Below are 24,959 nucleotides of genomic sequence, written 5' to 3'. Positions count from 1 at the left end.
ACGGGTTTTGTCAGACTGGCAACGTCATCATGAATTGACGCAGCGCGGCAAAGTCCGCCGCCATGTTATGCGACAACAGCGGCAACTGTGCACGCACCGCCAAGGCCTTTGGCAGCGGTAACTCCTGGCCGAGGATCTCTTCGACGCTTTCCTTGAACTTGGCCGGATGTGCCGTGCCCAGGAACAGGCCAAACTCCCCTGCTTGCAGTTGATCACGCAGAACGCGGTAGGCGATCGCCGCATGAGGCTCTGAAAGGTAGCCCAAGGCAGCCAACTCTTTCATGGTTTCTTTGGTGGTTTCATCACTCACCGCGCCATGAGCCAACTCCTTCAACTGCCATATTTTACGGCGGAACAACTCTTCCACACGCGGCCAGTTGTTAGGCTGGCTGACGTCCATCGCGTTGGATAACGTCGCCACGGTGGCGTTTGGCTGCCATTGGCCAGTAGTCAGGAAGCGTGGCACGGTGTCGTTAGCGTTGGTGGCGGCGATAAAGCGTTTCACCGGCAGCCCCAGGGATTTCGCCAACAGCCCGGCGGTCAGGTCGCCAAAGTTGCCGCTTGGCACGGAAATCACCAACTGATTGCGGGCTTCCTGCGGCAGTTGCGCCACCGCTTCAAAGTAGTAGCAGATTTGCGCCAGCAGGCGGCTGATATTGATCGAGTTGGCCGAGTTCAGGTGTACGGCCTCTTTCAGTTCCTGATCGTCAAACGCCTGCTTCACCAACGCCTGGCAAGCGTCAAAGTCGCCATCGATAGCAATGGTGTGGATGTTGCCACCCAACGTGCAGAACAGCTTTTCCTGCAGCGAACTGATCTTGCCCTGTGGATAGAGGATCACCACGCGCACGTTTTTCAGGCCGTAGAAGGCATGGGCAACGGCAGCGCCGGTATCACCGGAGGTTGCAGTCAAGATGGTTACTGGCTGATCGCCCGCGACTTCCGCCAGCATCTGCGCCATAAAGCGGCCGCCGAAGTCTTTGAACGCCAGCGTCGGGCCGTGGAACAGCTCCAGACAGGCGACATCGCTCTCCACCTGCGCCACCGGGGCCGGGAACTCAAACGCGGCCTTCACCCGCTTGTACAGCGCTTCTTCGCCGATCTCGTCGCCAATAAAAGCGGACAGGATCTTGCTGCTGCGAGCGACAAAGTCCATCTCCAGCAGTTTATCAATCTCGGTCAGTTCGAATTCTGGCAGTTCCAGCGGGAAAAACAGCCCTTGCTGCTTACCCAGGCCCTGTTTGATAGCCTGCGCGAAGCTGACCTGTTCGTTATGATCTTTCAGATTGTACAGTTTCATGCGTTATCCCAATAGTCGAGCGCCAGCGGTATCCAGGCGGCAAATATGAACAAAACCTTCGTCGTTTTGCAGGTAATGGTTGGTCAGCCAATCGGCCATGCGTTGCGCCGTTGCGCCGTCATCACAGACCGCAAACAGCGTCGGGCCGGAGCCGGAAATGCCACAGGCCAAGGCACCGATCTCCTGTGAGGCTTTACGCGCTTCGGCGAAGCCTGGCAACAGGCGGGTGCGATAAGGCTCGGCAATCACATCCTGCATCAGCTTGGCCGCCAGACGCGGTTGCTGGGTGTGGCAAGCGTGAATAAAGCCCGCCAGATAGCGACCATGGCTGATACAGTCCTGGCGGCGGTATTGCGCGGGCAAAATGGCGCGCGCCTCGGCGGTGGACACTTTGATGCCCGGATAGGCCATCACCCACAGCCAGTCTTTAAAGCCAGGCACTTCCTGGCTGATGATCCCTTCTTCTTCCAGCATCAACTGCAAGCCGCCCAGATAGCACGGCGCAACGTTATCGTAATGCACGCTGCCGGAAATACGCCCTTCCAGTTCGCCCATCAGGGCCAGCAGTTGCGTCTCGTTGAGCGGGCGATCGCAAAATTCGTTCATCGCCATCAGACCGGCCACCACCGAGCAAGCGCTGGAGCCCAGCCCGGAACCGATCGGCATGTTCTTCTCCAGCCGCATCGCTACCGGCACTTCACGACCAATCGCCTGGCAGAAACGCTCCCAACACTGGTAAACAATGTTCTCTTTAGGATCGCTCGGCAGCTTGCTGACAAAACGCCCGCCATTTTCCAGGCTGAAGCGGCTGGCCGCTTCTACACTGACGCAATCCCCCAGCAGCGTGCCGTCGATAGGGGAAACCGCAGCTCCCAGCACATCGAACCCGACGCTGACGTTACCAATTGAGGCCGGTGCATACACCTTAACCATATTAGACTCCCAACTTCCATGACAGTGTGCGCAACAGATCGGCAAATACCCCGGCCGCCGTCACATCATTACCGGCACCATAACCGCGCAGCACCAGCGGCAATGGCTGATAGTAGCGGCTGTAGAAGGCCAAAGCGTTCTCACCGTTCTTCACTTTATACAACGGATCGTTGCCATCTACCGCATCAATACGTACCAGGCAGCGGCCTTCTTCGATAGCCCCCACATAGCGCAGCACCTTACCTTCCGCGGCAGCAGCGGCCACACGGCGGTTAAATTCGGCATCCAACTCCGGCAGGCGGGCAATAAAGTTCTCCACATCGCCGCTGGCATCAAACGACGGTGGTAACACCGATTCGACTTCAATATCGCTCAGTTCAAGCGCATAGCCTGCTTCACGCGCCAGGATCAGCAGCTTGCGAGCGACATCCATCCCCGAAAGATCGTCACGCGGATCTGGCTCGGTGTAACCCAAGGCCTTGGCCTGCAAGGTGGCCTCCGACAGCGACATCCCCTCATCCAGCTTACCGAAGATAAAGGACAGTGACCCCGACAGGATACCGGTGAAGCGCATCAGCTCATCGCCCGCATTGAGCAGGTTCTGCAGGTTTTCGATCACCGGCAAGCCCGCCCCCACGTTAGTGTCATACAGGAATTTGCGGCGAGAACCGGCTGCTGCGGTGCGCAGTTGCTGGTAATAATTCATCGACGAGGTGTTGGCCTTCTTGTTTGGCGTTACCACGTGGAAACCATCGGCCAGGAAATCGGCATACTGATCGGCCACCGCCTGGCTGGAGGTACAGTCGACAATCACCGGATTGAGCAGGTGGCACTCTTTCACCAGGCGGATCAGGCGGCCCAGATTGAAAGGCTCTTTGGCTTCGGCCAGTTCGTCCCGCCAGCTTTCCAGCGAGATGCCGTGCACGTTGGTCAACATCGCCCTTGAGTTGGCAATGCCACAGATGCGCAGATCGATGTGTTTTTGCTTCAGCCAAGGTTGCTGACGATAAACCTGCTCGATGAGCGCCCCGCCAACGCCACCCACGCCAATCACAAACACTTCGATCACCTGATCGGTGTTGAACAGCATCTGATGGCTGACGCGCACGCCAGTGGTGGCGGAATCGTTATCGACCACCACAGAGATTGAACGTTCGGAAGAGCCTTGAGCGATCGCCACGATATTGATGTTGGCGCGCGCCAGAGCAGAGAAGAAGCGTGCAGAGATGCCACGCAGGGTGCGCATACCGTCGCCAACGACCGAGATAATTGCCAGGCGTTCCATCACGTCCAGCGGCTCCAGCACGCCGTCTTTCAACTCCAGGTAGAATTCGTCTTCCAGGGCACGACGAGCTCGTTGCAGCTCACTCTGCGGCACACAGAAGCTGATGCTGTACTCGGAAGAGGACTGGGTGATCAACACCACTGAGATCCCGGCGCGTGACATCACGGCAAACACACGGGCCGCCATGCCGACCATGCCTTTCATACCTGGGCCGGACACGTTGATCATCGCCATATTGTTCAGATTGGTGATGCCCTTTACCGGCGTATCATCGGCCACGCTTTCGCCACCGATCAAGGTGCCGGGAGCTTGCGGGTTGGCGGTGTTTTTAATCAGGCAAGGGATTTGGAACTGGGCAATCGGGGTGATGGTACGCGGGTGGAGAACTTTGGCGCCGAAGTAAGAGAGCTCCATCGCCTCCCGGTAGGACATCGACTTCAATAATCGGGCATCCGGCACGGTACGCGGGTCGCAGGTATAAACCCCGTCCACATCGGTCCAGATCTCGCAACAGTCTGCTCGCAGGCAAGCGGCCAGCACGGCGGCGGAATAATCGGAGCCGTTACGCCCCAGCACGACCAGTTCACCTTTGTCGTTACCGGCAGTAAAGCCCGCCATCAGGATGATATGGTCTGAAGGAATGGCCGCAGCAGCGATACGCAGGGTGGACTCGGCAATATCGACGGTCGATTCCAGATAGTGGCCCTGAGCCAGCAGCTTCTCTACCGGGTTAATCACAGTAACCGGATAACCTTTGGCTTTGAAGACGCCTTCCATGATGGCAATAGAAAGCTTTTCACCCCGACAGATGATAGCCGCATTGACGCTATCCGGGCACTGCCCCAACAACGCCACGCCATGCAGTACCTGTTTGAGCTGCGCGAACTCCTGCTCGACCAGTGCCTTCAGGCGATCGTACTCAAAGCCTGGCAACGCCTTGGCCAAACCGCTGAGCAGGTCGGCAAAGATGCGCTCGGCGTCGCTCATGGTTGGCAGAATATCCTGGCCGGCTACCGTTTTGTCAATCATCGCCACCAGATGATTGGTGATCTTGGCCGGTGCGGACAATACCGTGGCTACCTGTCCTTGGCGTGCATTGTTCTCCACGATATCGGCAACGCGCAGAAAACGTTCCGCATTCGCTACCGAGGTTCCACCAAATTTAAGCACTCGCATTTCTGTTATCTCCTGAATTTATGCCGAAAAAAAAGCCCGCACTGGTTAGGTGCGGGCTTTTTTCTTCTGTTTCCTGTACGCGTCAGCCCGCCCCGTTACCTGTGGTATCGGTGGTGGTAATAATTGTCGTATTCAGGCTGATGTTTCGCATTTTGTCTGTCTGTCTCATTAGAATCTCTGTCCCCTCTATTGGTTAAAGCAATCGTCTGGCCAAGTCAAATTATTTCTTTGTTTTGCCTATTTACTGGCCACAGTGGGATCTGCGCGATGAAGCCGATAAAAAAACAGAATTGCAGAACAAAAAATCACAATAAAGCCGATTAAATAGTGAATAACACCAGCCAAGCAACAGAAAACGCCTACATCACTTCGTCAATTTTTTTTCAACATCATGCAGCAACCTGTGCAGCATGACGGTATCGCGCTGCTGCAAGACCCCGAGCCGCTGGTGTAACCAATCGCGCAATTTTTGGTCGCCCGCCACGTCCAGCGCTTGTAACAGGCGATCTGCCCGTTGCCGCAACGCGTTGAGTTGCCCGGCATCGGCCAGGGGTTCCTGCTGCGTGCTGACTGACATTAACTGCGCCAGTTGATAGCAATACACCATCACCGCCTGGCCGAGGTTCAGCGAAGGATAATCAGCCACCATCGGGACGCCGGTCAGCAGATCGGCCAACTCCAGTTCTTCATTGGTCAGGCCCGAGTCTTCACGGCCAAACACCAGTGCAGCCTGATGTACCCATTGGTGGCGTTCCGCCAACTGCTCCGTCAGTTGCTGGGGGGTACAGTAGTAATGAAAGCGTGCGCGGCTGCGAGCGGTAGTCGCAACGGTAAAGTCCACATCTTCCAATGCCTGCTCCAGGGTAGCAAACGTCTGCACCGCATCCAGAATATCGCCAGCACCGTGGGCGACCCAGCGGGCAGCGGGCTGCAGATGGGCCTCGCTGTCGACGATGCGCAACGAGGTGAAGCCCATGGTTTTCATCGCCCGCGCCGCTGCGCCAACATTTTCCGCCCGAGCGGGCGCGACTAACACGATATGAAGCTGCATCAAGACTCCAGAAAAATAATGAGAATAGTTCTTTGACTGTTGGGATTTGTCTGATTATATTTACAAACGATTAACATCGTAAATGATCGCTTGCTATAATATTATTAAATAGGCATTTCAACCTATAAATCACACGAAACAATCATAAATGTAGGTTAAGTTTTAATTTTCATTAAAAACAAAGCACTATATTTTCGCCCCAAACAGTTAGCTTTCAATTGTAACGCATCAGCTCCAACAAAGCTGAATCGTTCACAGAATTTGACGATCTGTGACTTAACATGGCAGTTCTGTAAGTGTTTTTCACAAAACTGTTAACGTGCTACAATTGAATTTGATATATGTCAACAAAGCGTAGTTTTGTTAGGTGATGAATTCGGCACACACTGTTATATTGCTGTTAATAGGGTTAGGATATGCGCCGTTTTGGCATCATTCGGGGTGGTAAAAAATAGCCCCCCCACCCAGCTAGCGATCTTGTTGACATTGATGGAAAGCGCATCAAGAACGAGTTTACGTACTGTAGTCGTTTGGTAATTGAGGGAACGTGAGCGGTATCTCTGCCCTCCATGGAAGAACACCGAGACTGCTGTACTTCCTATTTTCTATTTTGTTGGCAATTTTAGGTAGCAAATATGCAGACCCCGCACATTCTGATTGTCGAAGACGAGTTAGTCACTCGTAACACCCTGAAGAGCATTTTCGAGGCGGAAGGCTACATTGTTCATGAAGCCAATGACGGTGCAGAAATGCACAACATCCTGTCCGAAAATGATATCAACCTGGTTATCATGGATATCAACCTGCCAGGCAAGAACGGCCTGCTGCTGGCGCGTGAACTACGCGAACAAGCCAGCGTCGCGCTGATGTTCCTGACCGGTCGTGATAATGAAGTCGATAAAATCCTTGGCCTGGAAATCGGCGCCGATGACTATATCACCAAACCGTTCAACCCACGCGAACTGACCATCCGTGCGCGCAACCTGCTGTCACGCACCATGAATCTGGGTAGCGTCGGCGAAGAGCGCAAGCTGGTCGAGAGCTACAAGTTCAACGGTTGGGAGCTGGACATCAACAGCCGCTCTCTGATCGGCCCTGCTGGCGAGCAGTACAAACTGCCACGCAGCGAATTCCGCGCCATGCTGCACTTCTGTGAAAACCCGGGCAAGATCCAGTCCCGTGGTGAATTGCTGAAGAAAATGACTGGCCGTGAGTTGAAACCGCATGACCGTACCGTGGACGTGACCATCCGCCGTATTCGTAAGCACTTCGAATCCACGCCGGACACGCCGGAAATCATTGCTACCATTCATGGTGAAGGTTACCGCTTCTGCGGCGATCTGGAAGAATAAGCCTGTCTTAACGTCACAGGTTAAAAAGGGTTCAGCTTGCTGAACCCTTTTTTGTTGAGGCCAGACGCGATGCCATCTGAACAGGCTACAACGTAGGAGCGCTGCATGCTGCGCCCGTCTGGATTATTTGGCTTCACCCCAAGGGATGATGGGCACCGCGCTCAGGGCATTTTTCGGTGAACCATCTACTACCCGATCGGAATAGCTCAGGTAGATCAGCGCATTGCGATTGGCATCATAAAAACGCACGACCTGCAGCTTTTTGAACACCAAAGAGGTGCGCTTCTGGAACACCACGGTTCCTTCAGCCTTGCCCTTCTTAATCTTGTCGCTCAGCTCAATCGGGCCTACCTGCTGGCAAGAAATGGCAGCATCCGAGGTATCCTCTGCCAGCCCTAACCCACCCTTTATGCCACCGGTTTTAGCCCGGCTGATATAACAAGTTACATTTTTAACATCGGGATCGTCGAACGCTTCCACCACAATTTTATGATCTGGACCAAACAGTTTGAATACCGTATCGACCGATCCTACCTGTTCCGCCTGCGCGCTATTAAACGTTGCGCAAACCAGACCGAACAAAAATATCCATCCTTTTTTCATTCACTTAACTCCAATAGAACAGCGTGTTAAATCACAGGGCTGCTAATAAGAACGCCGATGCTTCAGGTCATAGAAATGGGTTTTCCTCGGCCCAGTCAGCTCTTTTTAGCACAGAGAGCGAAAAAAATCTTTGGGAGTCGTGGAGGAAAAAAGTTGCTATTATGCGGCATCGTCATCGCTTAATGCCTGTTAACACCAGTTTTCCCCCGCTTCCCGCAACGCATATCGCAAAAGCGCCGTATGTAATGCAACTGATTGATCAATAAGTCAGTGGGCATCAGGTATCAGCATGACAAATCAAACAGTTCGGGTTCCGAACCTGAAGCTCTACGAGGAAGATCTATGGATCAAGCCGGTATCATTCGTGATCTGCTTAGCTGGCTGGAAAGCCATTTGGACCAACCTTTGTCACTGGATAACGTGGCGGCAAAAGCGGGTTACTCTAAATGGCATCTGCAACGGATGTTTAAGGATATCACTGGGAACGCCATCGGCGCCTATATTCGGGCAAGAAGGTTGTCCAAAGCCGCCGTCGCATTACGCCTCACCAGTCGGCCTATTCTGGATATTGCTTTGCAGTATCGTTTCGACTCACAGCAGACCTTCACTCGCGCATTCAAAAAACAGTTTGCGCAAACCCCGGCGCTGTATCGCCGTTCAGAAGACTGGAACGCCTTCGGCATGTGCCCGCCAATACGTCTGGGCGCCTTTACGCTGCCACATCCAGAGTTTGTCACGCTACCCGAGCTGGACCTGATCGGCCTGACGCAGAGCTACTCCTGTACGTTGGAGCAAATATCCAGCTTCCGCTCCGAGCTGCGTACCCAATTCTGGCAACAGTACCTGGGGCAGATAGACACCCTGCCACCGGTGCTTTACGGCCTGCACCACTCGCGGCCAAGCCAGGAAAAAGACGACGAGCAGGAAGTGCTGTATACCACTGCCCTGGAGGCGCAACATGTGCCGACCAAGGTGCAGGAAGGCCAGCCGCTCACGCTGCAGGGCGGAGAATATGCCATGTTCAGCTATCAGGGGCCAGCCTCCGGCCTGCAGGACTTTATCCTGATACTGTACGGCACTTGCCTGCCAGCATTGGAACTGACCCGCCGCAAAGGGCACGATATTGAGCGCTTCTATCCGCAAGGTGACCGGCGTCCGCCTCAGCCACCCAGCGAGATCCGTTGCGACTATCTGATCCCGATCCGCCGTTAGCGCTGTAGCTCATCCAACGCGGGCATGTCCAGATGCGAGATATCGCCCGCACTTTCCACAATCCAGCCTGGAGCCAACCAAGGGCTTTGCTGATAGTCGACGCGTGACAACGAGCAGTTGCGCAAACGCAGACGGCGCTCGGCATAGGCCGGTAGCCCTAAAACTGTCCCGATCAGGCACCCCAGCGCGATGCCGTGGCTGACAATCAACGGCTTGCTGCCCTGCGGCAGTTTCAGGCACTCGGTCAGCGCCGCATGCATCCGCGTGGCCAACTCCGTCATAGATTCACCTTGAGGGATACGGCCGTCAGCAGTACCATCGACCATCTGTTTACGCCACAGCTCTTCCTGCGGTGTCAGGCTGTCGATCAAACGTTCTTCCAGAACGCCCATATGCAGCTCACGCAGCCGGGCATCTACCATAACGTCGCAACCGCAAGCGTCCGCAATGATTTGCGCGGTCTGACGGGTGCGGCCCAGATCGCTGGAAATCACGTGCGTCACGCCCTCGCGGCTAACGCGTTTGCCAACCAGATGAGCCTGGTGAACGCCAGTGGCGGTTAATGGGCTGTCGGATTGGCCCTGAATGCGGCGTGCTGCGTTCCATTCCGTTTCGCCGTGGCGAACGAGGTATACCTGTAACATTATGCTTTTCCGTTATACTGCGTGAAACTTGAGTTTATCTGTGGCTCGTGCCTTGCACTACGCATAACTTGCCGCCATCAAAAATCATGGCAAGACACAGCCCCACTTTAAGGAAGCTAAAGCCGTTATGTATCATGTTATCGCTGCAACTACCAACCCGGCAAAGATCAGGGCTATTCAACTGGCTTTTGAAGATACCTTTGGCGCAGACCAATGCCGCATAGAATCGGTTGACGTCGCCAGCGGCGTTTCACTGCAACCCATTGGCAATACCGAAACCCGTACCGGCGCACGCCAGCGCGTGATGGAAGCGCGGCAGGTGCGGCCAGAAGCCGACTTTTGGGTCGGAGTAGAAGCCGGGATCGAAGAAAATATGACGTTCGCCTGGATGACGGTAGAAAATCCGACGACCCGTGGCGAATCGCGTTCTGCCAGCCTGATGCTGCCAGAATCAATTTTACAGGGTATTCGAGCCGGTCGCGAGTTAGGCGATGAAATGACCTTGATCACCGGCAATAGCGAAGTCAAACGTCAGGGGGGAGCGATCGGTATCTTTACCGATGGTCGGCTGAGCCGCACCAGCGTTTACCACCAGGCGTTGCTGCTGGCACTGGTGCCGTTCCACAATCCGATTTACCGCAGCCACAGCAGTAATAATACGCCGCAGCAATAAGCCACCGGGGTGATGGCTTCACCCCAGTAATTGCTGTTCCAGCCACTGTTTCAGCTCTGGCGTCGCCATCTTCAGGCTGTTTGATCCTCTGGTGATGGTTGCGATACCTGCCCCGAGCTCATTCTTCAGCTCGCGCTGGCTCATTTCGCCACGCATCAGTTCCTGAATAATACGCACCCGTGTCCCCAGCGCAGTACGCTCATCCGGCGTCAGTAGCAGTTGCATCAACTGTTGGTGCAAATCCTGATCGAACGAACTCTGCAGCAGTGCGACAAAGCGCAGCCAATCTTCATTGCCTTGTTCTGAAAGAGCGGGATCGTTTAGCGATAATTGCGTCATGCCAGCCACCATACTATTTAACTAGTACAGCAGCATAGCATACCGCGAGTAAGCGTCAAAATACCGGTAACAACGCTACAGCTTGAAAGACGACGGGGATATCAATAGCGTCTTTGCCACTCGGCATCCGTCAGCACCTTCGCTGGCCGATGCATGAAGTGACGATAAAACGCGTCATAGGCCAGCACGTTCTTCACGTAAGAACGGGTTTCCGAGAACGGAATGCTTTCCACAAACGCCACGGCATCTACCCGGCCATCGCTATTGCCTAACCAGGTATTCACCCGTGATGGGCCAGCGTTATAAGCCGCAGACGCAAGAATACGGTTACGACCAAATTGCTGGTACACCGACTCTAGATAGCTGGTGCCAATGGTGATATTGGTTTGCGGATCAAACAGCTGGCTCGGGCTGCTGTAGCCCGGGATACCGAACAGATCCACCGTATGTTTCGCGGTGCGCGGCATAACCTGCATCAAACCTGCGGCCCCGACCGGCGACTGCGCTTTCGGGTTCCAGGCGCTCTCCTGGCGGGCTATCGCCATGGCATAGCTCGGCGTAATGCCTTTATCTTCGGTAGCACGGCGGAATTCCTGTGGCCAGGCCATCGGGAAACGTTCTTCAAGATGATCCCACAGTTTGCCAACGATCGTTGCCTGTACGCTCAGATCGGCCCATTTCTGCTCAAAGGCATAGCGGGCCAGCGCTTCCTGCTCCGGGCGGCTGCGGCTGGCGACGAATGAGCCCCACTCGCTGCGCGCCAGGTTATCCATATTCCAGTACATCAGTTCACGCACCCGGGCAATCTCCGGGCCACTCACCAGATCGGTACGCGGTTTTGCCGCCACGGCGACCATCACCGGATAAGGCACCTGCAGTTTTTGCGCCGCCACCATCGGGTAGAAGCCGCGTTCGTTCATCAGGCTACGCAGTATCGCTTCCCCTTCGCTGCGTTTACCTTCATCGATCATGACACTGGCACGCCAGTAGCGCCATTCATCCTTGTTCCGCGATTCTTCAGGCAGGCGTGCCAGCCAGGTTTTCAGCCCCTGACGATCGCCCACGCCCAGCGCCATACGCACGCGGCGCTCCAGCAAGGCTGGCTGTTGGCTGCGCAGGATCACCTGATCGCGCCATTGGGTCTGCTCAAAGGTGGCATCATTGCCCATCAACCGCCAGGCCACCTCTTCCTCCATTGCCAACTTCTCGCTTTCGCTCATTTTCTGTAGGCGGACCAGCGTTGGGATCATAGCTCGAGCATTTTCTACGTCCTGACGGGCAAGACGGGCGAATACGATGGTGGTAGCCGAACGGGTAAAATCTGTTGGGCCGACGCTACGGGCGAAGGCTTCCAGCGTGGCGGGATCGTTTTGCAACCGTACCAGCGCATCCCCCATGGTCTGATAATCGCTTGGGAGTTGGCGGTACAGGTAGTTCACCAGGCCGCTGTTGCCCTCTTTCAGCGCCAGCTTCATCCGTGCCAGCGTATTCAACGGCGTTTGCTTACCGGCAGCCTGCCAGACGCTGAACAGCTTATCGCAGGAGCCTGGCAAGGTTTTACCGCTCATCCAGATATCATCGGCACCAGCCCAAGCTGCCTGCTGATCGCCGGTGGCCCACTTGGCGTAATAGAAATTACAGCGCGCCGCAACAGGTTTAGGCTCTTGCGGGCTGAAGGCCAGCAGGGTAGTCCAATCTTGACGGCTCGCCAGCTCGTTCACAAAACGGGCAGAGAGCGATTTTGCGGGTGGCAACGTAGGATGCAACCGCAAAAACTGCTGGACCTGAGCCGCACTGGCGGTGCTGAGATCCTGCGTCAACTGGCGATATTCCAGATAAGGATACAGGGGGTAATCCTGCAGCGTTGGCATCAACTGCGCCACCACGTCCATCTGTTTACTGTCCCAGGCCTGCTTGATTTGCAGATAACGCTGGCGTTCGCCGTCCAGGGAGTCTGCCAATGTTGCACCAGAAAATGCCGTCAGGCACAGGCCTACAGCCCACAACCGCCATTTGTCCACCTTGACCATACTTACTCTTTCCTCGCTGGGTTAGCTTGCCAGAACCGATCCACCCCGCTGCCGCGCCGCGTCAGCAGCCAACGGGCCAGTAGATCCTGCTCTGCGAATATCTCACGCCCCACCGTGGGAAGCCACGCCGGGAACAAAACCGTGCCGCCACCATGGGCTGGCATCAGGTATTAATCATAGACAGCAAAAACGCGTATCCATTCATTACTTTATAACAAGTTTATCAACCCAGATGAAAACCACCCTGCCTGGCGCAATCGCCAGGCAGAACAACAAGACGACGTTTTGAAAAATCATGGGATTATGGGCAATTTTTTCATCACACAATAACCCCGGTGTTCTATAGTTTTCTATGCAGACACGAGTTTTCCTATACAAAAAATGACGTTAAAGAGACATTAATAGAGAAACATTTTCTCACTGATTAAAACAATTCCCATTACTTTGTTTTTATTATCTCAGATCAAAAACTCAAGTTTGCGATTATTTACTATCACGCGGCAGATAATTGGCCACCCACTAACTGAAAATGACTACCTTTAACGTCTGTGTGACAGAAAACAATGGAATATCAACCCGGCAAAAGGGCTGCCGACACAGATGGGGACTTAGATTCGAACGACTTTAAGGAGAGGCACTCCATGCCAAAACATTCCCCCACTGAATACCAAGCGCCACCCAAGCCGGAAAAAGCCTGGTATCAATACGATATTGAACAAACGCTTCAGCATTTAAACGTTCAGCAACAAGGCCTAAGCGAACAGGAAGCCGCCGAACGGCTGAAGAAGTTTGGCCCCAACGCCCTGCCGGAGCAGGCAGGCAAAAGCGCCTTTATGCGCTTTATTGCCCACTTTAACGATGTGCTGATTTATATTCTGCTGGCCGCCGCCTTCCTCAAAGGCATTATGGGGCATTGGATCGATACGGTGGTTATTCTTTGCGTTGCCGTGATCAATGCCCTTATCGGATTTGTGCAGGAAAACAGCGCAGAGAAATCGCTGAAAGGCATTAAGAATATGCTTTCCAGCCAGGCTATTGTGGTACGAGACGGAATTAACCACACCGTGAATGCGGAAGATTTGGTCCCGGGAGATATCGTGTTGTTACGCCCTGGCGATAAAATCCCCGCCGACCTGCGGTTACTGGAATCTCACAACCTTCAGGTTGAAGAGGCCATCTTGACCGGCGAATCTACCGTGGTCTCGAAACAAACCGACGCTATCCCTGATGAAGTGATGATTGGCGATCGCACCAACCTGTTGTTCTCCGGTACCACTATCAGCGCCGGGAATGCCAAGGGCGTGGTTATCGCAACTGGCGGCTATACCGAACTCGGCCACATCAGCGAGATGATCTCGACCGTTAAGACCCAGCGCACCCCGTTACTGCAACAGATGGATCGCTTGGGCAAAAACATCTTCATCCTGATCCTGGTGATGATGGTGTTGCTGTTCGCGTTTGCCTTCACGATGCGTGATATGCCGCTCGGTGAGCTGCTGGTGGCGCTGATCAGCCTGGCGGTGGCCTCGGTACCCGAAGGTCTGCCTGCCATCATTTCCATTATCTTGTCCCTGGGCGTGCAGTCGATGGCACGTAACCGCGCGATTATCCGCAAACTGCCTACGGTAGAAACCTTGGGCTCGATGACGGTGATCTGCTCGGACAAGACCGGCACGCTGACCATGAACGAAATGACGGCAAAAAACGTCATCATGGCTGACCATGCCTACCGCGTGGAAGGGGAAAGCTATGAACCGGTTGGCGGCATTTTCTTTGCCGACAGTAACAAACCGGCACAAGTTCAAGATATCCCACCGTTAGCGCAGTTCATTACCGCGATCACCCTGTGTAACGACAGCCAGGTCAAGCAGGATGACAGCGGCCGTTGGCTGGTCACCGGCAGCCCGACGGAAGGCGCATTGAAGGTGCTGGCGATGAAAGCTGGATTAGCGATTGGTGAAGCACGCCAACTGGCTAAAATCCCGTTCGACTCCAGTTACAAATACATGGCGGTACGTAGCCAGGTCGCAGGCAAAAATCAGGTGTTCCTTACCGGTGCGCCAGACGTGTTGTTCTCACTGTGCGAGTTCGAACTGACCGATTCCGGCATCCAGCCCTTCCGCCTCGGCTACTGGGAAGCGGAGATGTCGCGCTTCGCCGAGCAAGGTTTACGCATGGTGGCCGCCGCCAGTAAAACGACGCCAGACGGCGAAGTGGAACTGGATCACGGCGATATCCGCCAGCAGATGGTGTTTATCGGTATCGCTGGTGTGATGGATCCACCACGTCCTGAAGCGGTCGCAGCCATCGCCGAATGTCAGCAAGCGGGGATCCGCGTGAAGATGATCACCGGCGATCACCAGAAAACGGCCATGGCCATCGGTGCCATGCTGGGAATTGGCAACAGCCAGGATTCTATCACCGGCTCCGAGCTGGAACATATGGATGACCAGGCGTTGGCTGAAGCCGCCGTGCACTACGATATCTTTGCCCGTACCAGCCCGGAACATAAGCTACGTCTGGTAAAAGCGCTGCAGGATAAAGGCGGCGTGGTAGGGATGACCGGCGACGGCGTCAACGATGCACCAGCGTTGAAACAGGCCGACGTGGGTATCGCCATGGGGATCAAAGGCACCGAGGTCACTAAAGAAGCCGCCGATATGGTGCTGACCGACGATAACTTCGCCACCATCGCCAGCGCGGTAAAAGAAGGCCGCCGTGTTTACGACAACCTGAAGAAAACCATCCTATTCGTGCTGCCGACCAACCTGGCACAGGGCCTGCTGATCATCATCGCCATTCTGGCTGGTGCCATGCTGCCGCTGACGCCCATCCAGATCCTGTGGATGAACATGGCCACCTCCACTACCCTATCCTTTGGCCTGGCCTATGAGCCCGCCGAAAAAGGGCTGATGCACCGTAAACCAAGGATGCCGGGCAGCAACGTGTTGGATCTGCACGCTATCTGGCGCATCGGCTTCGTCGGCGTGCTGATCGCCATCAGCGCCTTCGCATTGGAAGCCTGGATGGCGCCACGCGGCTACAGCAGCGAGCTGATCCGCACCGTGCTGCTGCAAACCCTGGTCACCGCGCAGTGGGTTTACATGTTCAACTGCCGTACCGCAGACCGCTTCCCGCTCAACCGCCAATTGTTCCTCAATAAGGGCCTGTGGTTGGTCAGTGGCGTGTTGTTACTGCTACAGATGGCCATCATTTATCTGCCGTTTATGAACGCGCTGTTTGGCACCGCGCCGCTGCCGCTGTTCTATTGGGGCGTGACGCTGATGATAGCCATTGCGCTATTCCTGATCGTGGAAGTAGAAAAATGGGTGATTAACCGCATCAAAGCGAGCCGAAAAACGTTATTATAAGCACCTTAGGACTCGCAATTTTCACTAGAACGCCCGGCAAACCCTGCCGGGCGTTTTATAACGTTAAAAATACCTAGGAAAAATCTCATAAAACCGAGCATAAAGCGCACAACAAACTGCTCTTATAATACAATTCGCCCTCAAGACGGTCAGGTTATGCTTTTTTGGTAGTGCGATTGATGGTACGCGGCAAAGTTTTACCCTTTTCGACTAGGCTCAATTATTTAGTATCAGACTGCCGTGCCATCAAGCCGGCCGTAGGCAGGAATGGCAAATGAAGATGTCGATAAAGGCCAGGAAGTTGGCTGTCAGGACACTGGGTTTATGTAGCAACCCGGTCCGATCGCGTCGCATGTTACCGATCCTGCTGCTGGCTCTGTTGACGTTTCCCAGCTTGGCCGGGGCTGATACACAAGATCCCTACCAAAAACGCATTCATACCGTCACCACCGTGGTGGTGGGGATTATCAGCTATGCTCGCTGGCCCGCCAAACCTGATCCGATCCGCTTGTGCGTGACTGCGCCTGTCCAGTATGCCGAAGGTCTGTTCGACCCAGTGTTGCTGACAGCACCGCAGCCAATCAAAACCTTGCGGATCGAGATAGATAATCCGCAGTTGGCAACTAGCTGCGATGTAGTGTATTTGGGCGACGTTAATGACGCCCAGAAACAAGATTTCTTCCACCGGATTTCGGGTCACTCGATCCTCAGCATCAGCGAAAAGGATATGGAATGTGCTGTTGGCAGTGCCTTTTGTTTGCAAATCAGCAACGATCAGGCGGGTTTTAAAGTGAATCTGGACTCACTGGCGCGCAGTGGCGTGCGTGTTCACCCTAACGTGCTGCAGTTGGCGCGTAAAAAGGGGCCGCCGCAATGAAACTGTTAGGTCACAAAGGTTCGGCTACCTCTCGCCCTACGCTGGGCCAAGTGCTGCAACGGATGAACCTGAGTCTGGCGTTGATCGCCGTCGGTGCCGCAGGGATCTTCCTGACGTTGCTTGCGCTGTTTGCCCTTCGAGCCTATGCCAACCATAACCTGCATCTGATTGCCCGCTCGATCAGTTATACCGCTGAAGCCGCCGTGGTGTTTGAAGACCGCCCCGCCGCTCGCGAAGCGTTGATGCTGATCGCTTCCAACGAAGAAGTGTCAGAGGCTAAAATCCTGAATATGCAGGGTGTCGCTTTGGCCAGTTGGAGCCACCCAGCGGATAGCCCATTGCATGGGTTGGAACAGATGGTGGCCCGCTGGATCTTGCCGGAAGCGGTGGTTTTGCCCATTGCCCGTGAAGGCAAACAGATAGGCCTGGTCTGGCTGACCGGCAATGGCAGCAGTCTGCTGAAATTCTTGCTGCGCGGCATGGTAGGCATGATTGCCTGCCTGATGCTCAGTACATTGTGCGCCCTGATACTTTCCCGCAGAATGCTCAGAGGGATCGTGACCTCCTTGGACGATATCACCAATGTTGCCCATACGGTACGTCGCGATCGGACTTTCGAACTGCGGGTGCCTTCAGCACCGATTGCCGAACTGCACGAACTGAGCTGTGATTTTAACGGCCTGCTGGATGAAATCGAAGCCTGGCAACGGCACCTGCAACAAGAAAATGACGCATTAACCCACCAAGCCACCCACGACAGCCTGACCGGGTTGCCAAACCGGGCCTTCTTTGAAGCTCAGTTGGGCCGCGCGCTGTCAGAGCTCGAACCCGATGAAAAGCTGGCGGTACTGTTTATCGACGGCAATCGTTTCAAGGAGGTGAACGATAACCATGGCCATGCTGCCGGTGATACCGTCTTGATCACCATCGCAGAACGCCTGCGCAGCAGGTTGCGCAAGCACGATCTGGTCGCCCGGATGGGGGGCGATGAATTCGCCATCCTGCTGGCACCGCTCAAAGACACCAACGATGTGCTGCCGATTGCCGACATCATCATCGAGTGTATGCAACAACCCATTGTGTTGCCCAACAAGGAAAGAGTGATCGCCGCACTGAGTATCGGCATCGCATTTTACCCTGAACATGCCTCTACCACTCAGGAACTGCTGCACGAAGCGGATGACGCAATGTACCGGGCAAAACACCTGTCCCATGGAGGCTGGCGGTTAGCGATGCGCAAATAGCGTCAGCACCGGGTCTCAAACAACCAAAAAGAGAAAAATCAATGTTACAGCAAAATTTTAAACGGTCTTTTTCCCTACTGGCATTAGTGTTTATCACCTTGCTCACGCTGGCAGGCTGCCAGAGCAAACCACAAGGGCTGACGGCAGAACAGATCGCTTTACTGCAGGCACAGGGGTTCAAACTGACCGAAAACGGTTGGGAGTTTGGTTTTTCCGACAAGGTGCTGTTCGGTAACAACGTCGGTAAATTGAGCCCGCAAAGTACCGAGATTGTCGAGAAGATGGGCAAGGCGCTGAAGAGCGTAGACATCGTGCAATTCCGCCTGGACGGCCACACCGATAACTACGGTGAAGACAGCTACAACGACCAGCTTTCACTGCGCCGCGCCAACGCCGTGGCCGATGTCCTGGCTGGTGTCGGCATCCCGCGTGCCAATATAGAAACTCGCGGCATGGGTAAACGCCAACCGGTAGCCAGTAACGCCACCTCCAGCGGGCGTGCTGAAAACCGTCGCGTGGCGATCGTCGTCACCCCTTAAGAAACAGCAAAGTTCACCTAATGGTGAGCATTAGCGGTTATACTTGGCGATCGTCATAGGGGATCTGGGAACCGGTGCTGAAACGGGCTACACTCAGGCCGCCAGACATCCTATAAAAACTGATAGAGAGGCTCGGAGCAACGTGGCTCAATACGTCTATACCATGCACCGCGTCGGCAAAGTAGTTCCGCCGAAGCGTCATATTCTGAAAAACATTTCCCTGAGTTTCTTCCCTGGGGCCAAAATTGGCGTACTGGGCCTGAACGGTTCCGGTAAGTCTACCCTGCTGCGCATTATGGCCGGCATCGATACCGATATCGAAGGGGAAGCTCGCCCGCAGCCGGGCATCAAGATCGGCTATCTGCCGCAGGAACCGCAGCTCAATATGGAGCACAGCGTCCGCGAGTCGGTTGAAGAAGCGATGGCAGAAGTGGTCGGTGCCCTCAAGCGCCTTGATGAAGTGTACGCCCTGTACGCTGAAGAAGGGGCCGACTTCGACAAGCTGGCCGCTGAGCAGGGCCGCCTGGAAGAGATCATTCAGGCTCACGATGGTCACAACCTCAACACCCAGCTGGAGCGCGCCGCCGATGCACTGCGCCTGCCGGAGTGGGACGCAAAAATCGCCAACCTGTCCGGTGGTGAGCGCCGCCGCGTAGCGCTGTGCCGCCTGCTGCTGGAAAAACCAGACATGCTGCTGCTGGACGAACCGACCAACCACCTGGATGCCGAATCCGTGGCCTGGCTGGAACGCTTCCTGCACGACTTCGAAGGCACCGTAGTGGCGATCACCCACGACCGTTACTTCCTCGATAACGTGGCTGGCTGGATCCTGGAGCTGGACCGTGGCGAAGGTATTCCGTGGGAAGGTAACTACTCTTCCTGGCTGGAGCAGAAAGACGCTCGTCTGGCGCAAGAAGCCTCAACCGAAGCCGCTCGCCGCAAGTCGATCGAGAAAGAGCTGGAGTGGGTGCGTCAAGGTGCCAAAGGCCGTCAGTCCAAGGGCAAGGCCCGCCTGGCACGTTTTGAAGAACTTAACAGCACCGAATATCAGAAACGTAACGAAACCAACGAACTGTTTATCCCACCTGGCACCCGCCTGGGCGATAAAGTGGTTGAAGTTAACAATCTGCGTAAATCCTACGGCGACCGCCTGCTGATCGAAGATCTCACCTTCGCGGTCCCTAAGGGTGCCATCGTTGGCATCATCGGCCCGAACGGCGCGGGTAAATCCACACTGTTCCGTATGATGTCCGGCCAGGAACAACCTGATTCCGGCAGCATCGTGCTGGGCGATACCGTCAAGCTGGCCTCGGTCGATCAGTTCCGCGACAGCATGGATAACTCCAAAACCGTGTGGGAAGAAGTTTCCGGCGGCCAGGACATAATGCGCGTGGGCAACACCGAAATGCCAAGCCGTGCCTACGTTGGCCGCTTTAACTTCAAGGGCGTCGATCAAGGCAAACGCGTGGGCGAACTGTCTGGCGGTGAACGTGGCCGTCTGCATCTGGCCAAGCTGCTGCAGGTTGGCGGCAACGTACTGCTGCTCGACGAACCCACCAACGACCTGGATATCGAAACCCTGCGCGCGCTAGAAAACGCCCTGCTGGAGTTCCCGGGCTGTGCGATGGTGATCTCGCACGACCGTTGGTTCCTCGACCGTATTGCCACCCACATTCTGGACTATCAGGATGAAGGCAAGGTAGAGTTCTTCGAAGGCAACTTTACCGAATACGAAGAGTACAAAAAACGTACTCTGGGTGCCGATGCGCTGGAACCTCGCCGTATCAAGTACAAGAAAGTCACCAAGTAACATCCGGTTGGCTATCTATGCTCTCAAGCCCGCATTTTGCGGGCTTTTTGTTATCCCCAATCCAGCGCCTGCGCATAATCCACAAAGACCGGATGCTGGATCACGACATCGATAAAACAGGCTAGCGCCGGGGAATTAAGCTTACGGCTCGGGTAAACCAGATACAGTTCATTCCCTTCGGCCTGCCACTGCGGCAACACTTCCACCAACTGCTTTTGCGCGACCACTTCGCGGCTGAGAAACGCGGGCAACAGTGTAATGCCCGCCCCCAAAATGGCACATTCGCGCGCATATAACAGATTATCGGTGGTATGCCGCAGCGGCAATTGCCAACGGTAGTACTCCTCACCCCGGCGCAATATCCAGGCGGGCCAGGCGCGGTGAGCGATGCAAAGATGCTGCTGCAACTGCTGCGGATGCAGCAATGGCGGATGTTGGGCCAGATACTCCGGTGCAGCCAACAAATAACGGGGAGCATGCCCCAGACGGCGGCCAATCAACGAGGAATCCTGCGGCCTGCCGGTACGCAATGCCGCATCAAAGCCCTCCTGCACCATATCCACCATGGCATCCGACACTGACACTTCCAACGAGACATCCGGATATTGGCGCTGAAAATCTGCCGCCAGACGCGGAAGCAACGTCGCCCCCAGCCCGGCAGGCGTGGAGATGCGTAGACGGCCACTGGGGTTATCGCGTAAGCGCTGCAAGGCCAGATCGGCCCGTTCGGCAGCAGAGAGCATTTCCTGGCAATGTTCAAGATAGCGCTCACCGGCAAAGGTCAAATTTAACTGCCGGGTGGTGCGGTTGAGCAAGCGCAGACCGAGCTTTTGTTCCAACTGGCTGACACGCTGGCTGACGCTGGATTTAGGCAGCCCGGCCCGTTTGGCTGCCGCAGTAAAACTGCCGCACTCCGCCACCAGCGCAAACAACGCCATATCCTGCAACTGCTTGAACATAATTGTTCACCTCAGACGAACACTTAGTTAGTTATTGTCCATCTTATCACTCTACTCCTCAGGGTCTACACTGGGACTATTCATGCGAAGGAGCACAATTATGTTAATCAAAGCCATTGCCGTCGATCCGAAAAATCCAGCCGGTTTTATCGAGATCGCTCCAGAAAAACCCGCACCGGGTCAATACGATCTGCTGGTGGAAGTGAAAGCCGTTTCCGTTAACCCGGTCGATACCAAGGTTCATGCTGGCCTGCAAAAGAAGGGTTTGCAGCAGCCACGTATTCTCGGCTGGGATGCCAGCGGCGTGGTGCTCGAAGTGGGCAGCAGCGTTAGCGGGTTCAAACCCGGCGATGAGGTGTGGTATGCCGGGGATATTACCCGTCCGGGCAGCAACAGCACCCATCAGCTGATTGACTCACGTATCGTGGCGCATAAACCGGCCAGCCTGGACTGGGCGCAAGCCGCCGCGATGCCGCTGACCGCGCTTACCGCGTGGGAAGCCCTGTTTGAACACCTGAATATTCAGCATGCGGCTGCCGGTAAAACGCTGCTGATCATCGGCGGAGCCGGTGGCGTCGGCTCGCTGGCGATCCCCTTGGCGGCACAGCGTAGCAAGGTGAAAGTCATCGCTACGGCCTCTCGCCCGGAATCGGCCGCCTGGTGCCGCGAACGGGGTGCTGAACTGGTGGTGGATTACCGCGACCTGAAAGGCAACCTGGCCAAGGAAGGGATTGAGAGCGTGGATTATATCCTGTGCTTGAACGATACCGACGGCCACTGGCAAGCCATCAGCGATCTGGTCGCCCCGCTCGGCCATATCTGCACCATCGTCGAGAACAGCCAACCGCTGGATCAAAATGCGCTGAAACTGAAAAGCGCGGCGCTGCATTGGGAATTCATGTTTACCCGCAGCATGTTCACCACGCCGGATATTGCCCAGCAGGGGGAGATCCTCAAGCAGGTGGCGCAGTTGCTGGACGAAGGCAAGTTGACCACCACGCTGAGCGAAACGCTACAGGGGCTGACGGTGGATACGTTGACCGCCGCACACGCCAAGCTGTTGGATGGGCATATGCAGGGCAAGCTGGTGATCGCTTACTAGATTGATGCTGAGTTTGTAGGGACGAACATGTTCGTCCCGATGATGACTGCGTAGCAGGTTAAGGTTTATCAGCAATTCCAGGGATATTTTCATCGAACGTAATAACACATGATGAAATTACGATGCTTCCCGTTGCTCCAGCCGCTTACGCTTGTCTTCCAGAGCCAGCAACTCGCTCATTGGCAGAAACATCAGGCAGGTGCCGTTTTCATCTGGCACCTCTTCTACCAAGGTAAAACGATATCTTTTGTAGAAATCAATCACCTCTGCTTTGGCATCAAGACAAACACCCTTGACGTCATTGGCAACCAGGGCCACTTCAAGAGCATGTTCCAGCGCCACCTTGAGTAACTGCCTTCCCCAGCCGTCTTTTTGATACTGCTTAGTCACGGCGATCATGGAGATTTTCACCACTGCCACCGCTTTGGGAAGTGAGTAAATAAAAGCTTCTGCTGGTAAAGCTTCCTTGCCAAGCATATATAAATGCACGCTAACAAAACCAACAAACTCATCATCCTTTTGAGGGTTCAATAGCACAAATAGCTTTTTGTTATCGCGCTCGCCATCGCGCTTCAAATTGCTTTTGACATAGTCATTGATGACCTTGTCGCCACAATCAAACTGTTTTACACCTCGGTAGGTACGGCCCTTCTCGTATGCTGCAACGGCAAAAGTCGTTTGATGGTTGACCGCATTACTCTTTGTCATAGCGACTTTTCTCCAACATTAGCCGCTCCAAATCATCATGCTGTTCTTTCACCGGTGCATCCAGTAGCGCATTGAGTTTGTTCCAGGCATCATCCGTCAGAGAACGCATACGTTGCTTATCTAGCGTTTTCTGCGCCAATTCCATAGCTGCCAACACAATAAACGCACTCATATCAACCCCCAGTAAAGCTGATGCGCTGCGGACTTTCTCTTTAAACTCGGCGGTGGTTCTCAACTCCAGACGCGTATTTTTGGCTTCTGGAATAGCCAGAGCTTCAGCACCACCACGTAAATGGTTGCTTTTCATTTCAACACCTCTTCATCACGTACGTACAAAGTACGGGCCCACACTATAACTGACGAAAAAATAGCCGTCAATTTTCCGTACAATGTACGGATAAAATCAATTTTTGATACCCCACCAAGCAGCCATAAGAAAGCCGCCTCAGGGGGCGGCTCACATCTCACAACGGGGGCTGCGAGTCAGTCATCTTACATAGCTACAGTTACGCCAAGCGGCTCGCGTCCGCCGCCAGCAGTTGCTGCACCAGCTCGACACAGCGCAAGAAGCGCTCCTCGTAATCGCTCGACTCTACGTGAGCATATTCGATGTTATTGGCGTGCAGCATCTCTTCCAACAAATACTGAAACGCCTTGCGATCGACCGGGCTACCCAGGCTGCGCAAGCCGTCGGCCACCCAAGGGGTATTGTTCTCCAGCAGGATCACCAGATCGAAACGGTATTCGTCGATCAACGCCTGAACGAACGGGTGCTCCCGCCCTTCATACTTTTTACAGAACGCCTGCGTGGTGACAAAGTCGGTGTCGATAAACGCCACTTTATTGGCGTATTTCACCGCAAAATCCACGTACTGGGCCTGCCCAAGCGCGATCTTGTCATAGTCGGAATACTGCAACGCCATCTCGTCACCCCCGAGGTGGGAGAAGACGTAGTCACGGCCATATTCCCAGGCGCTGGTGGTGTTGAAGATGTTCGCCAGTTTATTGACCAGCGTTGACTTACCGCTGGATTCGCCGCCCAGGATCGCCACCGTGCGCACAAAGAACGGCTTCACTTCGGTCGGGATATAGTCCCAATAGCGGAATGGATCCTGTCGGATCTGGCTACCGCTGATGTTCATAAAGGACCGTTCCGGATCCACCAGGATGGTTTCAATCCCAAGATGTTCGCGGTAACGAGGGGCATCCAGCTCTTCGCTGGAATAGATAAAGCTCGGGACGATGCCCTTTTGCTCCATAAAGCTCTTCACGCCGTTGCTCCACACGTCCCAGCCGTGCGGGTAAGGTTCGATGCCCTTTTCGTCGAAAGAGTGAATATGGATATTTTTCTGGTATTTAAAGGTCTGCAACAGCCAGCGCAGACGATCGCTGACCGTCGGCTGCTGTGACATGGAGCTGTTCTCGAACAGCAATAGATCGCGCGGTTCATCGTGGCACAGGATCACATGCAGCTCGTCAACCTGGCTACAGGCGCGCTGGATCAGATAGATATGGCCGGTATGCAGCGGGTAAAATTTACCAAACACCACGCCGACTTTCTTCTCCCGACGCGGGAATTCCAGCCCCAGGAAACGGTGCAGGGCCTCCAGCTTCTGCGCGCTCGGGCTTTTGATTTTGTCATTCAACAGCTGGCTGAGGTAGCCTTTAGTCATGCTACTGGCATCAGCTACCTGCTGTAAGGTACATCCCTGTTGCTTAATCGCTGCCTTGAGGTAATCGAACTGCCGCAT

23 protein-coding genes, 1 pseudogene and 1 other annotated feature are annotated in these 24,959 nt (G+C 54.7%); of the genes and pseudogenes, 9 read left to right on the top strand and 15 right to left on the bottom strand.

The annotated features are described in order from the left end of the window. Positions 1-10: 10 nt before the first annotated feature. From thrC to KGP16_RS27640, 6 genes and pseudogenes are all read right to left on the bottom strand, one after another. Positions 11-1,300 (bottom strand): threonine synthase, encoded by a 1,290-nt coding sequence (thrC, locus tag KGP16_RS03740; protein WP_223500840.1) that lies wholly within the window; start codon positions 1,298-1,300, stop codon positions 11-13. 3 nt (positions 1,301-1,303) lie between these two features. Next, positions 1,304-2,233: a homoserine kinase gene (gene thrB, locus KGP16_RS03735; protein WP_059199705.1), complete on the bottom strand. Its 930-nt coding sequence runs from the start codon at positions 2,231-2,233 to the stop codon at positions 1,304-1,306. 1 nt (position 2,234) lies between these two features. Next, positions 2,235-4,694, bottom strand: coding sequence for a bifunctional aspartate kinase/homoserine dehydrogenase I (thrA, locus tag KGP16_RS03730; RefSeq protein ID WP_059199704.1), 2,460 nt, complete (start codon positions 4,692-4,694; stop codon positions 2,235-2,237). 25 nt (positions 4,695-4,719) lie between these two features. Next, positions 4,720-4,838, bottom strand: a sequence feature (Thr leader region). Further along, positions 4,777-4,845 carry a thr operon leader peptide gene (gene thrL / locus KGP16_RS03725; protein WP_071998276.1) on the bottom strand — a complete coding sequence of 23 codons (69 nt, stop codon included), beginning with the start codon at positions 4,843-4,845 and terminating at the stop codon, positions 4,777-4,779. (Overlaps the previous feature by 62 nt.) 213 nt (positions 4,846-5,058) lie before the next feature. After that, entirely contained in the window at positions 5,059-5,745 is a 687-nt protein-coding gene (locus tag KGP16_RS03720) for a tRNA/rRNA methyltransferase (protein ID WP_223498867.1), read from the bottom strand. A 389-nt stretch (positions 5,746-6,134) separates the two neighbouring features. Then, a pseudogene (locus KGP16_RS27640) lies at positions 6,135-6,272 on the bottom strand (hypothetical protein); the annotation flags it as partial. 108 nt (positions 6,273-6,380) lie between these two features. Between KGP16_RS27640 and arcA the strand changes: the two are divergent. Then, positions 6,381-7,097, top strand: coding sequence for a two-component system response regulator ArcA (arcA, locus tag KGP16_RS03715; protein WP_024483588.1), 717 nt, complete (start codon positions 6,381-6,383; stop codon positions 7,095-7,097). 123 nt (positions 7,098-7,220) lie between these two features. Here the strand turns inward: arcA and creA are convergent, their stop codons facing one another. Continuing rightward, the gene (gene creA, locus KGP16_RS03710) at positions 7,221-7,700 is read right to left on the bottom strand and encodes a protein CreA (protein WP_094982171.1); all 480 of its coding nucleotides are present in this window, start codon (positions 7,698-7,700) and stop codon (positions 7,221-7,223) included. 342 nt (positions 7,701-8,042) lie between these two features. On the opposite strand from creA, the gene robA reads away from it, so the two are divergent. Continuing rightward, a complete protein-coding gene (gene robA / locus KGP16_RS03705) occupies positions 8,043-8,912 on the top strand; it encodes an MDR efflux pump AcrAB transcriptional activator RobA (protein ID WP_223500839.1) in 870 nt (289 codons plus the stop codon). Here the strand turns inward: robA and gpmB are convergent. Continuing rightward, entirely contained in the window at positions 8,909-9,556 is a 648-nt protein-coding gene (gene gpmB / locus KGP16_RS03700; RefSeq protein WP_021179239.1) for a 2,3-diphosphoglycerate-dependent phosphoglycerate mutase GpmB, read from the bottom strand. The two genes, robA and gpmB, sit on opposite strands and share 4 nt — an antisense overlap. 127 nt (positions 9,557-9,683) lie before the next feature. Here gpmB and yjjX point away from each other — a divergent pair, with 127 nt between their 5' ends. Continuing rightward, positions 9,684-10,229, top strand: coding sequence for an inosine/xanthosine triphosphatase (gene yjjX, locus KGP16_RS03695; RefSeq protein ID WP_021179238.1), 546 nt, complete (start codon positions 9,684-9,686; stop codon positions 10,227-10,229). Between the two features lie 18 nt (positions 10,230-10,247). Here the strand turns inward: yjjX and trpR are convergent, their stop codons facing one another. The 3 genes from trpR to KGP16_RS03680 form a co-directional block, all read right to left on the bottom strand. After that, positions 10,248-10,568: a trp operon repressor gene (trpR, locus tag KGP16_RS03690; RefSeq protein WP_021179237.1), complete on the bottom strand. Its 321-nt coding sequence runs from the start codon at positions 10,566-10,568 to the stop codon at positions 10,248-10,250. Positions 10,569-10,669: 101 nt separating this feature from the next. Next, positions 10,670-12,589, bottom strand: coding sequence for a murein transglycosylase (gene sltY, locus KGP16_RS03685; protein ID WP_223501490.1), 1,920 nt, complete (start codon positions 12,587-12,589; stop codon positions 10,670-10,672). A gap of 11 nt (positions 12,590-12,600) precedes the next feature. Beyond that, positions 12,601-12,762, bottom strand: coding sequence for a hypothetical protein (locus KGP16_RS03680; protein ID WP_218519895.1), 162 nt, complete (start codon positions 12,760-12,762; stop codon positions 12,601-12,603). Between the two features lie 477 nt (positions 12,763-13,239). Between KGP16_RS03680 and KGP16_RS03675 the strand changes: the two genes are divergently transcribed. From KGP16_RS03675 to ettA, 5 genes are all read left to right on the top strand, one after another. Further along, positions 13,240-15,969: a cation-transporting P-type ATPase gene (locus tag KGP16_RS03675; RefSeq protein ID WP_094982174.1), complete on the top strand. Its 2,730-nt coding sequence runs from the start codon at positions 13,240-13,242 to the stop codon at positions 15,967-15,969. 274 nt (positions 15,970-16,243) lie between these two features. Next, the gene (locus tag KGP16_RS03670) at positions 16,244-16,846 is read left to right on the top strand and encodes a YfiR family protein (RefSeq protein WP_059199699.1); all 603 of its coding nucleotides are present in this window, start codon (positions 16,244-16,246) and stop codon (positions 16,844-16,846) included. Next, on the top strand, positions 16,843-18,090 hold the full coding sequence (locus KGP16_RS03665) for a diguanylate cyclase domain-containing protein (RefSeq protein WP_209528876.1): 1,248 nt from the start codon (positions 16,843-16,845) through the stop codon (positions 18,088-18,090). Before KGP16_RS03670 ends, KGP16_RS03665 begins: the two co-directional genes overlap by 4 nt. A gap of 41 nt (positions 18,091-18,131) precedes the next feature. Next, on the top strand, positions 18,132-18,629 hold the full coding sequence (locus KGP16_RS03660; RefSeq protein WP_059199697.1) for an OmpA family protein: 498 nt from the start codon (positions 18,132-18,134) through the stop codon (positions 18,627-18,629). 142 nt (positions 18,630-18,771) lie between these two features. Then, positions 18,772-20,439, top strand: a complete 1,668-nt coding sequence (gene ettA / locus KGP16_RS03655; protein WP_021179229.1) for an energy-dependent translational throttle protein EttA — start codon at positions 18,772-18,774, stop codon at positions 20,437-20,439. A 50-nt stretch (positions 20,440-20,489) separates the two neighbouring features. Here the strand turns inward: ettA and KGP16_RS03650 are convergent, their stop codons facing one another. Next, entirely contained in the window at positions 20,490-21,398 is a 909-nt protein-coding gene (locus KGP16_RS03650; protein ID WP_059199652.1) for a LysR family transcriptional regulator, read from the bottom strand. 100 nt (positions 21,399-21,498) lie between these two features. Between KGP16_RS03650 and KGP16_RS03645 the strand changes: the two genes are divergently transcribed. Next, a complete protein-coding gene (locus KGP16_RS03645) occupies positions 21,499-22,500 on the top strand; it encodes a zinc-binding alcohol dehydrogenase family protein (protein ID WP_094982175.1) in 1,002 nt (333 codons plus the stop codon). A 117-nt stretch (positions 22,501-22,617) separates the two neighbouring features. Here the strand turns inward: KGP16_RS03645 and KGP16_RS03640 are convergent, their stop codons facing one another. The 3 genes from KGP16_RS03640 to nadR form a co-directional block, all read right to left on the bottom strand. Beyond that, on the bottom strand, positions 22,618-23,208 hold the full coding sequence (locus tag KGP16_RS03640) for a GNAT family N-acetyltransferase (RefSeq protein ID WP_059199650.1): 591 nt from the start codon (positions 23,206-23,208) through the stop codon (positions 22,618-22,620). Next, on the bottom strand, positions 23,195-23,515 hold the full coding sequence (locus KGP16_RS03635; protein ID WP_059199649.1) for a DUF1778 domain-containing protein: 321 nt from the start codon (positions 23,513-23,515) through the stop codon (positions 23,195-23,197). The genes KGP16_RS03640 and KGP16_RS03635 overlap by 14 nt, the downstream gene beginning before the upstream one ends. A 199-nt stretch (positions 23,516-23,714) precedes the next feature. Further along, positions 23,715-24,959, bottom strand: a complete 1,245-nt coding sequence (gene nadR, locus KGP16_RS03630) for a multifunctional transcriptional regulator/nicotinamide-nucleotide adenylyltransferase/ribosylnicotinamide kinase NadR (protein ID WP_059199648.1) — start codon at positions 24,957-24,959, stop codon at positions 23,715-23,717.

The organism is Serratia sp. JSRIV006 (genome assembly GCF_019968685.1).
In the GTDB taxonomy this organism is placed as follows: Bacteria; Pseudomonadota; Gammaproteobacteria; order Enterobacterales; family Enterobacteriaceae; genus Chania; species Chania fonticola_B.
Note: the sequence above shows the minus strand (reverse complement) of the source record. Positions and strands in the feature narration are given on the sequence as shown.

Bases quoted from the DNA above. Each gene is read 5' to 3' on its own strand.
- thrC (WP_223500840.1), bottom strand. From the start codon at position 1,300: ATGAAACTGTACAATCTGAAAGATCATAACGAACAGGTCAGCTTCGCG.
- KGP16_RS03675 (WP_094982174.1), top strand. From the start codon at position 13,240: ATGCCAAAACATTCCCCCACTGAATACCAAGCGCCACCCAAGCCGGAA.
- robA (WP_223500839.1), top strand. From the start codon at position 8,043: ATGGATCAAGCCGGTATCATTCGTGATCTGCTTAGCTGGCTGGAAAGC.
- yjjX (WP_021179238.1), top strand. From the start codon at position 9,684: ATGTATCATGTTATCGCTGCAACTACCAACCCGGCAAAGATCAGGGCT.
- thrA (WP_059199704.1), bottom strand. From the start codon at position 4,694: ATGCGAGTGCTTAAATTTGGTGGAACCTCGGTAGCGAATGCGGAACGT.
- KGP16_RS03720 (WP_223498867.1), bottom strand. From the start codon at position 5,745: ATGCAGCTTCATATCGTGTTAGTCGCGCCCGCTCGGGCGGAAAATGTT.
- gpmB (WP_021179239.1), bottom strand. From the start codon at position 9,556: ATGTTACAGGTATACCTCGTTCGCCACGGCGAAACGGAATGGAACGCA.
- trpR (WP_021179237.1), bottom strand. From the start codon at position 10,568: ATGACGCAATTATCGCTAAACGATCCCGCTCTTTCAGAACAAGGCAAT.
- KGP16_RS03635 (WP_059199649.1), bottom strand. From the start codon at position 23,515: ATGAAAAGCAACCATTTACGTGGTGGTGCTGAAGCTCTGGCTATTCCA.
- KGP16_RS03650 (WP_059199652.1), bottom strand. From the start codon at position 21,398: ATGTTCAAGCAGTTGCAGGATATGGCGTTGTTTGCGCTGGTGGCGGAG.
- KGP16_RS03660 (WP_059199697.1), top strand. From the start codon at position 18,132: ATGTTACAGCAAAATTTTAAACGGTCTTTTTCCCTACTGGCATTAGTG.
- arcA (WP_024483588.1), top strand. From the start codon at position 6,381: ATGCAGACCCCGCACATTCTGATTGTCGAAGACGAGTTAGTCACTCGT.
- KGP16_RS03665 (WP_209528876.1), top strand. From the start codon at position 16,843: ATGAAACTGTTAGGTCACAAAGGTTCGGCTACCTCTCGCCCTACGCTG.
- nadR (WP_059199648.1), bottom strand. From the start codon at position 24,959: ATGCGGCAGTTCGATTACCTCAAGGCAGCGATTAAGCAACAGGGATGT.
- creA (WP_094982171.1), bottom strand. From the start codon at position 7,700: ATGAAAAAAGGATGGATATTTTTGTTCGGTCTGGTTTGCGCAACGTTT.
- KGP16_RS03640 (WP_059199650.1), bottom strand. From the start codon at position 23,208: ATGACAAAGAGTAATGCGGTCAACCATCAAACGACTTTTGCCGTTGCA.
- KGP16_RS03670 (WP_059199699.1), top strand. From the start codon at position 16,244: ATGAAGATGTCGATAAAGGCCAGGAAGTTGGCTGTCAGGACACTGGGT.
- KGP16_RS03645 (WP_094982175.1), top strand. From the start codon at position 21,499: ATGTTAATCAAAGCCATTGCCGTCGATCCGAAAAATCCAGCCGGTTTT.
- thrB (WP_059199705.1), bottom strand. From the start codon at position 2,233: ATGGTTAAGGTGTATGCACCGGCCTCAATTGGTAACGTCAGCGTCGGG.
- KGP16_RS03680 (WP_218519895.1), bottom strand. From the start codon at position 12,762: ATGCCAGCCCATGGTGGCGGCACGGTTTTGTTCCCGGCGTGGCTTCCC.